We start from the raw sequence: 13,047 nt of genomic DNA, 5'->3' as shown, positions 1-13,047 counted from the left end.
ATGCAGAGCTTGTCAAGAGTCGTCGGAAGGCTTTTCTCACGCAGAGACACGGAATCGCAGAGTTTGTTTTGTAGGAATTCCAACAACGCATTCCCTTATAATGTTCATCCTCTGTAGGAACTCCTACACCAGTATTCTTAAAAACCCTGCGTCTTTGCGCCTCTGCGTGGCATAAAGAATCCGAAATAATTACTTCTTCTTTTTTACAAAAAGGGACTTAATTGCTACTATGATAAAGAATCCGAACATTCTGCTCAGTCGGATCAGTCTCCAAGGGCGGACCATAATTCTCCAAAGCCAAGTTAGACCTTTGAGTTTGAAAACATTCGGAGCCTTTTTTACTTTTCCGGAAAGAATGTCCATAGCGGGGCCAACTCCGATCACGACTGCGTGACCGAAAAATGCGGTATTGTTTTCTACCCAAATCTCTTGGTCCGGAAAATCCATTGCAAGAAATATAATATTCGGGCTGGTCTTGCGGATAGATTCCTTAACGAGCAACTCACGTTGAGTATTTAAGTATCCCGCATGACGGCCTACGATACGAACGCCGGGAAAATGTCTAGAAAGATTGAAATAAACTTTCTCTACAATCTCTTCCTTTCCGCCTAAAAGAAAAATGGAATAATTTCTAAGCTCGCAAAGACGGACCAAGTCCATCATAAGTGCGATTGTGGGAATTCTTTCTTTTAATTCCCCGCCTAATTTTTTAGCGGCCCATTGTAGACCGGCACCTTCTGCTAAAATGAGACTAGCTTTTTGCGCAATCCGATGTAACTTCTTCCCTTTGCGAAGAGCCATTGTCTTGATCGGATCCAAAAGAAGAACATGGTGGAATTTATCCTTTTCTTCCATGAGATGATAAATTTTTGCCACTGCTTCATCTAAGCTGGCATTATCAAAAGGCACACCTAAAATAGGAGCCTTTTCCAGATCATCCACATTCAGGGTCTGATAATCTAGTAAGTAGTCGCGATCATCCTTTGCAGATAGATGGCGTATTTCCCCTGGCTGTTTCATAGGGATCATCTTATTGGACATAATTTGGGAGTCAATTGAAACTTGGGATCCAGACCCTCCAAAAAGATGGAAGAAACAGTTTCCCAGTCTCAGTTCCTTTACGGATTTTTTATCTCCTTAAGGATATGAATGCAATCGTAAAAGGAATCTCTTTCCGAAGCGGAAGCGATCATTGCATAGGATAATGGACCTAACTCGGATAGCTCCCTGATCTGTTCAGGGCCGATCCCGCCGATCGGAGTGACAGGTATTTTAGCAATTTGTAAGGCTTCTCTTAGGCCGGAAAGGCCGACAGGAGCATCTTCCGTATCCTTGGAGTTTGTAATATAAACTGGACCAAGTCCGGTATAGTCCCAAACCTCAGGCTCTAGGCCGGAAATATCTTCGGAATTATGACAGGAAGTACCAAGGTATAATCCGCTGGATCGGACCTTCTTCCTATCCTTTAAAGATAGAGAAGCATAATCTTCTTTTCCGATATGGAGCCCGAAACATTTCCATTCCAACGCTTCTTCCCAAAAGTCGTTTAGTATGATCGGAAAATCAGGAAAGGCCTTTATCAGGCTTTTATAAACATTCTTTAATGTTTCAGTTGTCTCTTTTTTAGCACGTATCTGATAGAATGGGATCCATTCTCTCTGGTAACTCCAAAGTTCCACGATACGGACCGGGTCCTTGGAGAATTTGGAACAATATTCTAGATCTAGGATTGGATAAATGCCAGGTGCTCTCCAGATACTATGTCTGGGCCTAAGTGGGAATTCCAAAAACGTTTCAACCCCCTCCTACAAATTTGAGGATCTCTATCTTATCCCCTTCCTCTAGGGAAGAATTCTTCCAATGGTCCCTTTTTAGGATCTCTCCATTCTTCTGGATTGCTACCGTTTCCGGTTTCAATTTTAAGGATTCTAATAGGGAAAATAAATCCGGAGAAGAAAGTTCCCGGAGAGAGAATTCCTTACCGTTTACGATCATTCCATGCACCTCGGTCTAGATACTTCATTCCTTTAGATTCTCCGCTAACGTCGAATGTTTTTTAGTTTACCGTTCTGTCCGGGCCGAAAACGATTTACTTATATGACCCGATTTCTCCCGTTTTTACTAACAATCGCACTTATAGGTATTTTCTCATGTAATACCGGAGAGAGAGATATCAAGGGAAATGCTTTGGCGACTTTCTATGCAAACTGCACAGGCGGATCTTATCCAGCCTGTAAGAATGCTTGCGAAAATAAATACGGCACCTCGGTCACTACAACTAATTTAGCCGGTTTGAACACCTGCCTTTCTTCTTGTAATACGAGCTGCAATATTTCTACACTCTGTTTCCAATTGTCCCAAAGTTGCAAAAGTGATTGTGATAATTATTTGAACACTTGCGTTCTAATCTTAGGCGCAACCGGATTCGGTCAGTAATCAGCGCAAATTTCCTAACCTAAATAAAGAGGCCGCAAAAATTCCAGCGGTCTCTATTCTCAAAATAGATTCTCCCACATTCACAGATAGTATTCCAAACTGAGAGATCAGTTCCAATTCTTCTTTTCTAAATCCACCTTCCGGTCCGATCAAAACCGTTTTGTTCCGAATGTTTTCAGGACTGATGCTTATTTCAGATCTTGGATCAAAAAGAAGAAGTTCCTCTTTTTTAGACTGAGACTCCTCTAAAAATTTAGTAAGAGAGACCGGTCCTTTGATCTCAGGCAAAAAATCCTGACCGGATTGAGAAGAAGCTTCCGCAGCAACCTTTAAGAGCCTTTCCGGATTTAGATCCTTTCTGTCCGAATGAGAAAATACTAAAAAAATAAATTCTGTGATCCCAAGCTCGGTTCCTTTTTGGATGAGCCATTCTAATCTATTTCCTTTCGGGATCGCAGTCGCGATCTTTGCTATAACTTTAGGTTTTTCTTTTTTTTCAGTACCGATCAGATTTCCTATTTTAGAAGAAGAAGGTACACTATAGGCAAAACTTATCCCCGCACCGTCTTTGATAATTACGGTTTTTTCCTCAGAATAGACTCTGAGCGCTTTTAGATGGGAGATCTCTTCTCCTTCAAGCTTCAGATCGGGAGAAGGAGAATATCTAGGTCGAAAAAAAACGATCTCTTCCGAGGACATTATAATCTATTTAAGTTATCTAATTCGAATAAGGAAGGATCCGGCTTTACGTCTCGGTCAACTTCAGTATATTCCAATACGCTGATAGCACCGGTATTCAGATCCAACATTTCCAATCTACTGACTATATCTTCTTTTGTGACCTTTTGTTTTGCTTTTACCTTAACTGGACCATACTTTATATTCATGGTTTTATAAAGTACCCCGTCTTTATCATGAAAATCCAAACGGATCGGTCTCAATGTGTCCGGTTCCAAAAGTAGGATGAGTTTGGAATAAAAATAAGGAACAATAGGTCGAAGCGCTACTCGTTTCATCTTCTTTCCTGCGATGTCCAAATCGCTTTGTACGATAGGATTATAATTCGCTTGGTAAGAAGTTCCCGCCAGATCCACAAAACTGAATCCTGTATTCAGATGGTTTTCGTATTTTTCTTCGTCGTTCTTTTTGAAAATTTTACGGGAAAGTGCATTGAAGGCGAAGATCAATTCTCCGTCTTCCTTAAATAAGATCTTATATTCTAGACCGCGTCCTTTACTTTCGAATAGGGAGAGAGAATCTTCTCCCTTTCTGAAAATACTAATATCCCAGGTCCAGGAATCCCCCGTCTTTTTGATCAGTATCAGGTTTGCTTTAACTAAACCATCCGTCTTTAGGAGCGCTTGGTCTAGTCTAGCTACGAGTTCCTGAGCGACTCTTGCCTTATCTGGCGGGGCCTGAGCGTGGGAAATTTCCCCAGTCATAAAAATCGGGAATATTAGGATTATCGAAATAAGATGAAACTTTTTCAAAACCTTTCCTTCCCGGCAAACCCAAGGGTTCTATCATTCTGCTCTCAAACTAGGTGCACTATAAGAGTAAAGACTATGAACGGAACCTTGGGCTTGAGCGGACTCGCTCCTTCTTTCGAATCTGAGTTTTCCTTCTCGGAGACCTTGATGTAAATCTTGGACGGAACGGAATCCCATATCCTGAAAAGAAAGTCGTAATCCCAGGCTTAAATATGGAATAAAATTCAGAATCGAACCTCTATCCACTACTGAGCCGCTGACTCCTTGGGCCACTTTTACTTTTTGGCCTTCATTGAAATACCGTTTGTCTCCACCGGCTTTCATGGCCTCTATACTTGCCATTCCCCGATATTTCTTGAGACGTATTCCATTTTCATAAAAATACTCACCTGGAGCCTCAGAAGTTCCAGCGAACATAAAGCCCATCATACATGCGGAAGCTCCGATTGCCAAAGCATTTGCGATATCTCCAATATTGGAAATTCCACCGTCAGCGATTACGGGAACATCATGTTTTGCCGCGTGGGCAGCAGTCTGGTATACAGCAGTTGCTTGGGCTCTTCCCACAGCCATTGTGTCTTGGGTAATACAGATGGAACCTGGGCCCATTCCGATCCTAAGTCCGTCCGCACCAGCACCGATCAGATTTTCGGCTTGGCCTCGAGTGACCACGTTACCGCCAATCACTTCTAGATTCTTAAAATTGGACTTAATGAATTGGAGCATCTCAATCTGATAGATCGAGTTTCCTTGAGCGGAGTCTATGATGATCACATCCACTCCGGCCTCATACAGTGCAGCGACTCTGTCCCTAGATTCAGGTAAGGTGGATACCGCAGCGCCGCATCTGAGCCTTTTGTTCTCATCCTTGGATGAGTCCGGGAATTCCTTGTTCTTTTTCAGATCGGAACGACTTACTAAAGAGATAAGTTTTCCGTCTTTGTCTATGATAGGAAGTTTTCCGATCTTCTCTTTTTTGATGATATCGTTCGCTTCTTTTAAAGTGATTCCTGCTTTTCCTGTAATCACATCCGTGGTCATTACTTTTTCGACTGGAATGGAACGATCTCTTTCGAAATCGATGTCTCGATTAGTTACAATCCCAACCAATTTAGAATTTCTGGTCCCGTCTGCAGTGATCGGAATTCCGGTGAATCCTAAAGTTTCTTTAATCCTGTCCAGATCATGGATCGTATTTTTGGGTCCGAGAACAACCGGGTCGGAAATGAAACCGTTTTCGAAACGTTTCACTTTGCTGACTTCAGCAACCTGTTCTTCTACAGTATTATTGTAATGGATAATTCCTATCCCTCCCATAAGGGCCTGTGCGATAGCCATGGAGGACTCGGTCACAGTGTCCATTGGGGAACTTACGAACGGCTTCTTAAGTTTGATCTTTTTAGTTAATCTAGTCTCTAGTTCAACTTCGGAAGGATTGAAATCGATAAAACCGGGCAGGACTAAAAAGTCCCGATAAGTGAGCCCGATTTGCATGCTGAAAAGTTCTTCGCCGGATAGGCCGTCTAAAAATTGGGAGTCTCGGTAAGATTGGTTTGACATTAGTGTACCTTACCTATTACATCAAAACGAAGCCAAAGGCTGGAATCAAGATAATTTTCCGCCGGAATCCGATCGACCTAGGAATTTAATGGAAAAGGTTCAAAGGAAACAAAGAGATAAAGAGTTCATCACAGATCCTGGTAAAAGACTCCATATCATTGGAAAATTTCTACTTAAAACAGATCTACTCGTAAGGGATACGGAAACTCATGAATCCGTTCAACTCCTCTCCGTCAACAAAGACGCCACAAAAATTTTAGTACAAGGTCGAATGGCCGAACAATTTAAGCTGAATGCTCATATTGTTTTGTACAAATTACTCGCTAGATACGTCGAATTAGAGTGCGAGGTTCTGGAAGAAAAACCGAATAATCAGTATATAATGCAGGTGGAACATGTTTCCATCGCAAGCAGAGAGAGAAAATTCACTCGGATCAAACCTCCGGAAGGAAGTGTTTGGATCACAAACCTGCGTACTAGCAGGACCACAATCGACGCCAACCTATTCAATATCCCTACTTCCGTAAAAGTGAATTTTGCGGATACGGAAAGAACTCTCAAACCTAAGTTCGATATAGTCAAAATCGACGTTTTCAACTCCATCGGAGATAAATTCGACCTAGTCAAAAAGACAGGTAAAATATTATATATTCCGAATACTCAAAAACCGGATTGTTATAAATCATCCGATCCGAACGGATTCATAGATTATGAACACGAGCTTGGAGACGAGGATGATGTTCGTAAAAAGATCATAGAATACGCCAACCAAAAGATCAAATCCGAACTGATCGTTCCGGTTATCTACATCAACCATGACGAGCAGGCAATTCCTATCGGCTATGTTCATGCCCAAAATAGGACTAGAGAAATTGATATTTCCGAAGTAATGGAGATCAAAACTCTTACTTTTGATATGGTGGATCGTATCAGAGAATCCAATACAATTCTAGTAAAGGAAAGATTCTCTGTAATAGATCTTTCCACAGGCGGTTTAAGAGTTAAGATCAATCATCCGGATCTAAATAGCGAGCTACCTAGAAGAAAAGGATTTACATTCGACATATTTTTCAAAATGCAATCTCCGATCACCGCTTACGGAGTAGTTCGTTCCATTGCAAGAGATACCGATGGAAACTTATATGTAGGACTTTCCTTGGAAGGGAACTCTGCAAGGCCGGGAGAGAAAAAACGTTTTATAGACAACGTAAATCGTATGCTTTCAGACGCGGGTGTAAAAGTCGGCTAAACTTAAGGAAAATCCCACATTCGTACATCTACGAAGAGAACATTTCCTTCTTCCATTCTTTTGGAATAAGTGACTAAGAGCAGATTACTTTCCAGATCGTAATACGGGTTACTTGCAATCCAACCACCGGAAGAATCTTTTGCATTCTTATAGAACTGTTCCAAAAAATAAGGTCTCCAGCTCCAATTCCTTCCCACAAAAGAATCGTCTTCCAACATTCCTGAATCGGAGATCCCGGAATAGTTCGGAGAAAGTTGTCTCCCCTCATGATTAGTTACATACATCCTAAAAACGGATTTTTCTAGTAGATAAGAATTTCTTAATTTAACGGTTACAATCCCGTTAGAAGAGATAACTTCTATGCCGGAGGATTCCAGACGATCTTCTAGCTCCTTTTCCTTTTTTATCCTGCGTAACAACTGGTATTTCTTATAATTAAAGAATAATTCATGAAGCTGTGAGAATCGGATACTCAAACCGTTGATATCCATTAACTCAGGGCCAGGCTCGGCAAAATAGAAACCTTGCAAAAATCTGGCTCCATATGTGAGAGCATTGTAAAGTTCCGTCTCTGTTTCCAAACCTTCGAATAAAAGAGAACATCCTAAACTTTCGGCAAGTCTAGATAGAGTGAATAATATCTCTTGGAAATTTCGAGAGGCGACAGAGCTACGTATAAGTCCGAGGTCCACTTTTATAATATCAGGGTGTAAAGCGCCTATCCGATCCAAATTAGAGGATTTGGAGCCGAGATCGTCTATCGCCACTAAAAATCCGGATCGTTTGTATAGATTGATCAATGGTTTTAGCTGATCTATTTCACCTGAAAAATGTTCTTCTACAATCTCGATCACGATCCTTTTAGGGTCGAGACCGGAACTTTTTGCGATCTGTAAAGTATAAGGTTCCTCATCCGTTTTGGAGGAAAGATAGTCCTGCATAAAAGAAGGAGATATATTCAGAAAAAGTTTTGTTTTGGGATCGAGGCCTGGAGTATTACTGATCTTCTCCACCGCTTTTTTGCGAATGGTCCTATCAATTTCTAATTTAAGATTTTTGAATTCTTCTCTTTCGATAACTGAAAAAGAATGGGGAATATCGGCCAAGAAGAATGGGCCGAGACTATGGACAGCGCCTTCCCTATCTATAAAACGAGCTAGAGCCTCGTAACCGAAGATGGAATCTTTTTCGACGGATAAAATGGGTTGGAAGTAAGGAACAATCTCACCCTCGGAAAACCATTCCCGCCATTTGGATGCATTCCAAGAAGTTCTTCCTTCACTCATTCTTAACAATAAAATGAAAACCCTGGAAGAAGGATCAAGAATTTAAAATCAAAAGTTCGGGTCCTAAGATAAAAGAAGAATGAAAACCTCTAAACTAGTAACCGACCCCCAGTCCACAGCGAAAACCTTCCGGAATTCCCGTCCATGGAGTTCTTGGCTCGGAATTTTGTATCAAATTTCTATTACCGCCTGAGTTTTCTCGGAGAATTTCCATAAATCTCTCTTTTGTGAAAAGATCTTCCGATTCGGTTAACAATTTCAACCGCTCATAGTATACTTTTAGATCCGAATCTTGGATCTGATTCCGTCCAGAACTAACCGATTCTAAGTATCCTAAAGGAATATTCCGAGTAAAATGCCCGACTCTCCAGTTAGAAACTGATTTCAATTTACTTAATAAAGGATCCGTTAAAGCATTGGAGTCAATAATCTTACGATTTTCCCCCGCAAAATAGCCATAAAAGCCTACGTTAATCGTCGCGCACGCCTTGTCCTGGTCCTTAGGGGCTTTTTTGAACTTTCTGCCAACATCTGCCCAACCATGAGTCGGAAATTCTTGGAATCCTATGGAGCGTATAAAGTTTGTGCTCCTAAAATAAGCACCCTTTTCGTCTTGGATCTCTCCATCGTTCCTGAGCCTTGTATAGTCTTTTGTAATATACAAATAGGAATTTTGGTTTAACAAGAATAAGGCGACGAAAAATAGAACGCTCACTCTGGGAATAAACGTAAGAGAAAGCTCCGCAAACAAGAATACTGATGCCACAAACGGAAGAGCAAAAAATCTTCCTGCCATAAAATCCCCGCCTATGGAGCAGATATATAGAATATAAAGCCCGATTCCCGCAGACAGGGCCGCATGTAAAAACTTCTTCTTCCAAAGAAAATAAGGTAAAAGAAAAATTGCAGAGCCGATCGTAATAGAAGTGAAAATATCCCAGCGAAAACTATTCTCCAAATAGTCCATACCGTAGGGCCATAGGAGAGAAATGGTCAGATCCGTGTTCAACTTTGCATAGGCTGTATTCGGAAATAGATATCCGTAATATACTAATGAAAATACTGACCAGAGAAGAACGGGCAAAACACCTAACGCACTCGCCCCGAAAAAAATACCATAGGATCTTTTATCTTTCAAGGGTTTGTACAAATATAGAAGGAAGGGAAGCCCTAAAAGAACTGTATCTTGTCTGTTCAGATAAGACAAAGAGAGATAAAAGAAAAAAAGAAAAATATCGCGAAATTCCGACCTATTCTCCAGATCGAATGCCTTCTCTAGGAACAAAATTATAAGGAGGAAGGAAAGTGGATTTTCCAAACCGGAGCTGGAAAAATCCACGAATGCCCTAGAGGTCAGTAATACCAAAAAGATCCAAGAACCTCTAAAAAATCCCCTTTCCTTTTTTCCAAAACGAAAGAATAAAAGATAAACGGTTGTTCCGATACAAATCCAAGAAAGAATTAAAGAAGAATAATATACTGGGATCGTCCAAAAGGAAAGAAGGATCAAACCGAATAACCAGAGAGGATGAGTATATGCCTGGACCCTTTCATATGTATTCCATCTAAGCCCAAATCCATTTAGAAAATTTTCCACAGTCCTAAAACTAATATAGGCATCCTCTGTGACCCAGGAATTTACGATTACGACATAGACGAATAGAATACATGAGATCGGAAAAAAGAATTTAGGAAGTGGCTTTTCGAAGAAGGAGCGGATCTTTTCTAAGACTGAATTCACAACCTCCAAAGAAACATTCGGAATCCTAATGTCATTCAGAATTCGGATGCAAAATACGGTCCAAAACTTCCCTTAGGGATTTCTTCTTGACCCTGGATTTTAACAAGACTTCTTAGCAGAATGTTCAATCGTCTTCTTTCCAGGATTTCTTCTTTTACCGGTAAACTTTCAGGCTTTCTGATCTTTGGAACGGTATTTTTATCCTTATTTTTAGTATGGCAGTACCAAACAGGAATTCGTGTCGGGGACGGAGCGATCAAACAACAACAACTTGCGGATCTTCTGCATAACGGTTTTCCGGATTTTTCCTGCAGATACTCCGGAAAAGAAATAGATCCTGAGTTCAGATTTCTACCTTTGGATCTGAAAAAAGGGTCTACTATGACCCATGTTTATAAAGGAAAATGTTTTTATGTTTTTCCTTTTTATTATACTGCAATCCAATATCCATTCGCTCTATTGATGGGAAGATTCGGAAGTTTCTTTTTATCCTTAATTTTCGGAGTGTTAACTTTAAAGGTATTATTTCAAATTTCCGAATTATTAGGACTAAAGGAAAGATCCAAATTTCTATTTTTGATCTTATTACTTTTAGGTTCCGCATTTAGTCTATTCTCCACGGATCTCTCCGAAACTGTACTCGCCATTTATGGAGTCACCCAAGGAATTTACTTCCTGCTCAAAGAGGAAGCATCTTCCAGGTCCACCAACCTAGTACTTGCGGGAATATTTTTCGGATTCGCAGCGTTTTTTAGACAAGAAACAATCCTATTAGCCGCAAGTCTTTCGATAGTTTATGCTTTTAGAATATTCAGAAATCCAAAAATCGCTCTATTTCCATTTACTTTCGGAACATTCTTATTCCTGCAAGCGGCAATCAATTATTCGGTAGTAGGACATCCATTAGGCTCCAGAGGATATCTGCAAGATTCCTCTTCTTATGACTTGGTTGCGCAGGTCTATTATTTGGGACAATTGGTGTTCTTAGGAAACGGTTCCTTAGGATTATTCGGAGCGTATCCCGCACTAATATTTGTAGTTTTATGGAAACCGAAATCGGATACTTTAACTCGGGTCCTATACGGATTAGGGATTTTCATACTTCTTTCTGGACTTTTGACATCCACTAAGTTTTGGCAGGGAGTATTATTCGGGCCTAGATTCTTAATAACGATCCTTCCCTTTTTACTTTTGTTTTTATTTTCGATTTTAGAAAAGAATTGGGAAAAACTCAGCAAACCGTTTCAGATTACCTCCATCGTTCTTATTTTCTATTCCGTTGTGGGAGGGGTCGTATTCGATAGATTATATTATAAATTTACTAAATCGGTTGTCACCGAACAGAAAGAACTCAGCGATCATACTTCCAAGATCGTGATTTATAGAAAAGGTTCCGTGTTTTTACCGTCCAATTCTTTTAGAGAAGAAAGAGAAGTATATGAAATTGATTCTGCCGAATCGTTCGATTTACTTTTAGAAAAATTGAACCAACTCGGCAAAACCCAAGTAACTGTGGTTGGATTTAAGGATTCTTATCCGAAAGAAGTTCTGGTCCCAAAATCGGAACAATTCGAATTTAAGAATAGAAACTTTTACCAAAGCCCTTCCATCAATATGGAAACTTTAGATTTTTATAAAATAGAGAAATAATCCTAAAGAGAGGTAATGCCGTGTAGGAATTCCGACAAAGCATTCTTACTCGATGTAGGAACTCCTACACGGATCCTTGAGCAAACCGCCGCGCATGTTGGAATTCCAACATAGCGGCTCCACAATCGGATCTATTCTCCCCAGACCCTTCTGAACAAATCAGACTCTAAAAGGTTTTTAGGATCTAACTTCTTCTTCATCGCTCTGAATTTTTCCAAATTCTGTTTAGGCATGGATCTTCTGTAAACATCTGGGCGAAGAGTACTATCTTTTGCAAAATAGAACCTACCTCCGCTCTTCACAACGATCTCATCCATTTCTTTGGCCAGTTCCCAAAGTTTGGTCTTATTTCTTTTGGTAACCGGAAAGTCCATCGCCATGGAATAGCCGTCAACCGCATGAGTAAGTAAAAACTTATCCGGTCTATGTTTCTTGAATACTGCAAGCCAGTTAACAATCCCTCTTTTTTGACAAAGACTCAGGATCTCTTCAAAACCTTTGACCGCGTTCTCTTTCGGAATAAAACTTTGGTATTGGATCATAGCACCCGGCTTGTACATAAATTTCCAATTCGGAACATAGTCCAAGAGAAAAGCATACTCCGCGTGTCCTTGCTGATACGGTTTGTTATTATTCAAAAATCCGGAGATCCATTTCCCGAAATTTACAAATCTCATTCCGAGATTATTGCTGAACGGATACATAAAGAGCCACATCCAAGACTTTGGAATGATCCCTAAAAATGTGCTCGGCAATATTTGATTCTCCAATTTACAATTTTCAGGAAAATCAGGATCTTCTCCTGCTTTGAAATGAACCGCTTTGTGGATCTGGCCTCTTCCCAAACTTTTTCCGGAAGCAAATGAATCCACCCAACCGACAAGATAATCGGATTGTTTGTATTCTCTTTCGAAATAATCGTACATCTCTTGCAGGTTTGCGGTATTGACCGGCCAAACTTTCATTTTACCCGAGTAGATCTTTTTGAGTTTGATTGTTACCGTTAGGAAAGCGCCAAGCATTCCGAAACCAGAAATTGCAGAGTAAAATAGATCAGAATTCTTTTTAGGAGAACAAACCGATTCTTTTCCATCCGGACTTAAAAAGGTAAACTCTTGGACATGATCGCCTATCGGCCCGACTGCAAAGTTATTCTTCCCATGAATATTCATGGAAAGAGCGCCGCCTAAAGTTGGGAACATTGTTCCACTCACAACAGGAGGCCAAAATCCTCTTTCAATACCGAATTCCCAAAGTTGTTTGATGGTCACTCCGGACTCAGCAACTAAGATCCCTGTTTTAGGATCGAAAGATAAGATCTTGTTAAAATTACGGATATCTACTACGATCCCATTCTCATTGGTGGCAGCGTCACCGTAACTACAACCGCCACCCCTAAATGCAACTTTCGTATTCGTGTCTCTAGCGTAAGAGAATAGGTCCTTAAAGTCTTGGATAGAAGTGGGTAAAAAAACCTTACTATTGGAAAAATGGTTCATTCCCCAGGCTTCCACTTTTTGGACCGGACTTAAACGGGACTCGAACTCTTTCGGATCGAAACCGCCTTTTTTAGTTTTGGGGGATGCACTTTTTTTAACGGTCTTTTTTTTAGAGGCGGTTGCCATTTTAGATCAC

12 protein-coding genes are annotated in these 13,047 nt (G+C 40.5%); 3 read left to right on the top strand and 9 right to left on the bottom strand.

Going from position 1 to position 13,047, the window contains the following annotated elements; all coding sequences use genetic code 11:
• Positions 1–189: 189 nt before the first annotated feature.
• The 3 genes from LEP1GSC185_RS17950 to thiS form a co-directional block, all read right to left on the bottom strand.
• The gene (locus tag LEP1GSC185_RS17950; protein WP_010515490.1) at positions 190–1,020 is read right to left on the bottom strand and encodes a WecB/TagA/CpsF family glycosyltransferase; all 831 of its coding nucleotides are present in this window, start codon (positions 1,018–1,020) and stop codon (positions 190–192) included.
• Positions 1,021–1,118: 98 nt separating this feature from the next.
• Entirely contained in the window at positions 1,119–1,787 is a 669-nt protein-coding gene (locus LEP1GSC185_RS17945) for a thiamine phosphate synthase (RefSeq protein ID WP_008592599.1), read from the bottom strand.
• 7 nt (positions 1,788–1,794) lie between these two features.
• On the bottom strand, positions 1,795–1,995 hold the full coding sequence (gene thiS, locus LEP1GSC185_RS17940) for a sulfur carrier protein ThiS (RefSeq protein ID WP_008592479.1): 201 nt from the start codon (positions 1,993–1,995) through the stop codon (positions 1,795–1,797).
• 102 nt (positions 1,996–2,097) lie between these two features.
• Here thiS and LEP1GSC185_RS17935 point away from each other — a divergent pair, with 102 nt between their 5' ends.
• Positions 2,098–2,436, top strand: a complete 339-nt coding sequence (locus LEP1GSC185_RS17935) for a hypothetical protein (protein ID WP_010515487.1) — start codon at positions 2,098–2,100, stop codon at positions 2,434–2,436.
• Here LEP1GSC185_RS17935 and LEP1GSC185_RS17930 read toward each other — a convergent pair whose 3' ends face one another.
• The 3 genes from LEP1GSC185_RS17930 to guaB all read right to left on the bottom strand — a co-directional run bounded on the left by LEP1GSC185_RS17930 (position 2,437) and on the right by guaB (position 5,486).
• Positions 2,437–3,135 carry a 16S rRNA (uracil(1498)-N(3))-methyltransferase gene (locus LEP1GSC185_RS17930; RefSeq protein ID WP_008592379.1) on the bottom strand — a complete coding sequence of 233 codons (699 nt, stop codon included), beginning with the start codon at positions 3,133–3,135 and terminating at the stop codon, positions 2,437–2,439.
• Positions 3,135–3,878: an outer membrane lipoprotein-sorting protein gene (locus LEP1GSC185_RS17925; protein WP_008592318.1), complete on the bottom strand. Its 744-nt coding sequence runs from the start codon at positions 3,876–3,878 to the stop codon at positions 3,135–3,137. Before LEP1GSC185_RS17925 ends, LEP1GSC185_RS17930 begins: the two co-directional genes overlap by 1 nt.
• An 81-nt stretch (positions 3,879–3,959) precedes the next feature.
• Positions 3,960–5,486 (bottom strand): IMP dehydrogenase, encoded by a 1,527-nt coding sequence (guaB, locus tag LEP1GSC185_RS17920; RefSeq protein WP_008592675.1) that lies wholly within the window; start codon positions 5,484–5,486, stop codon positions 3,960–3,962.
• 88 nt (positions 5,487–5,574) lie between these two features.
• On the opposite strand from guaB, the gene LEP1GSC185_RS17915 reads away from it, so the two are divergent.
• Positions 5,575–6,735: a DUF1577 domain-containing protein gene (locus LEP1GSC185_RS17915; RefSeq protein WP_008592271.1), complete on the top strand. Its 1,161-nt coding sequence runs from the start codon at positions 5,575–5,577 to the stop codon at positions 6,733–6,735.
• 2 nt (positions 6,736–6,737) lie between these two features.
• Here the strand turns inward: LEP1GSC185_RS17915 and LEP1GSC185_RS17910 are convergent, their stop codons facing one another.
• Together LEP1GSC185_RS17910 and LEP1GSC185_RS17905 are read right to left on the bottom strand one after the other, a co-directional pair.
• Positions 6,738–8,021, bottom strand: a complete 1,284-nt coding sequence (locus LEP1GSC185_RS17910; RefSeq protein WP_010515483.1) for an EAL domain-containing protein — start codon at positions 8,019–8,021, stop codon at positions 6,738–6,740.
• A 94-nt stretch (positions 8,022–8,115) separates the two neighbouring features.
• Positions 8,116–9,762 (bottom strand): hypothetical protein, encoded by a 1,647-nt coding sequence (locus tag LEP1GSC185_RS17905; RefSeq protein ID WP_232298461.1) that lies wholly within the window; start codon positions 9,760–9,762, stop codon positions 8,116–8,118.
• A gap of 120 nt (positions 9,763–9,882) precedes the next feature.
• Between LEP1GSC185_RS17905 and LEP1GSC185_RS17900 the strand changes: the two genes are divergently transcribed.
• Positions 9,883–11,412: an LA_3751/LA_3752 family putative glycosyltransferase gene (locus LEP1GSC185_RS17900; RefSeq protein ID WP_008592552.1), complete on the top strand. Its 1,530-nt coding sequence runs from the start codon at positions 9,883–9,885 to the stop codon at positions 11,410–11,412.
• A 131-nt stretch (positions 11,413–11,543) separates the two neighbouring features.
• Here LEP1GSC185_RS17900 and LEP1GSC185_RS17895 read toward each other — a convergent pair whose 3' ends face one another.
• On the bottom strand, positions 11,544–13,037 hold the full coding sequence (locus LEP1GSC185_RS17895; protein ID WP_008592943.1) for an FAD-binding oxidoreductase: 1,494 nt from the start codon (positions 13,035–13,037) through the stop codon (positions 11,544–11,546).
• Positions 13,038–13,047 lie beyond the last annotated feature (10 nt).

Source organism: Leptospira licerasiae serovar Varillal str. VAR 010, assembly GCF_000244755.1.
Taxonomy (GTDB): domain Bacteria; phylum Spirochaetota; class Leptospiria; order Leptospirales; family Leptospiraceae; genus Leptospira_B; species Leptospira_B licerasiae.
The sequence above is the reverse complement of the archived record's forward strand: the minus strand, read 5'-3'. Positions and strand labels throughout refer to the sequence as shown.

Bases quoted from the DNA above. Each gene is read 5' to 3' on its own strand.
- LEP1GSC185_RS17930 (WP_008592379.1), bottom strand. From the start codon at position 3,135: ATGTCCTCGGAAGAGATCGTTTTTTTTCGACCTAGATATTCTCCTTCT.
- LEP1GSC185_RS17950 (WP_010515490.1), bottom strand. From the start codon at position 1,020: ATGAAACAGCCAGGGGAAATACGCCATCTATCTGCAAAGGATGATCGC.
- guaB (WP_008592675.1), bottom strand. From the start codon at position 5,486: ATGTCAAACCAATCTTACCGAGACTCCCAATTTTTAGACGGCCTATCC.
- LEP1GSC185_RS17915 (WP_008592271.1), top strand. From the start codon at position 5,575: ATGGAAAAGGTTCAAAGGAAACAAAGAGATAAAGAGTTCATCACAGAT.
- thiS (WP_008592479.1), bottom strand. From the start codon at position 1,995: ATGATCGTAAACGGTAAGGAATTCTCTCTCCGGGAACTTTCTTCTCCG.
- LEP1GSC185_RS17900 (WP_008592552.1), top strand. From the start codon at position 9,883: ATGTTCAATCGTCTTCTTTCCAGGATTTCTTCTTTTACCGGTAAACTT.
- LEP1GSC185_RS17910 (WP_010515483.1), bottom strand. From the start codon at position 8,021: ATGAGTGAAGGAAGAACTTCTTGGAATGCATCCAAATGGCGGGAATGG.
- LEP1GSC185_RS17935 (WP_010515487.1), top strand. From the start codon at position 2,098: ATGACCCGATTTCTCCCGTTTTTACTAACAATCGCACTTATAGGTATT.
- LEP1GSC185_RS17925 (WP_008592318.1), bottom strand. From the start codon at position 3,878: ATGACTGGGGAAATTTCCCACGCTCAGGCCCCGCCAGATAAGGCAAGA.
- LEP1GSC185_RS17895 (WP_008592943.1), bottom strand. From the start codon at position 13,037: ATGGCAACCGCCTCTAAAAAAAAGACCGTTAAAAAAAGTGCATCCCCC.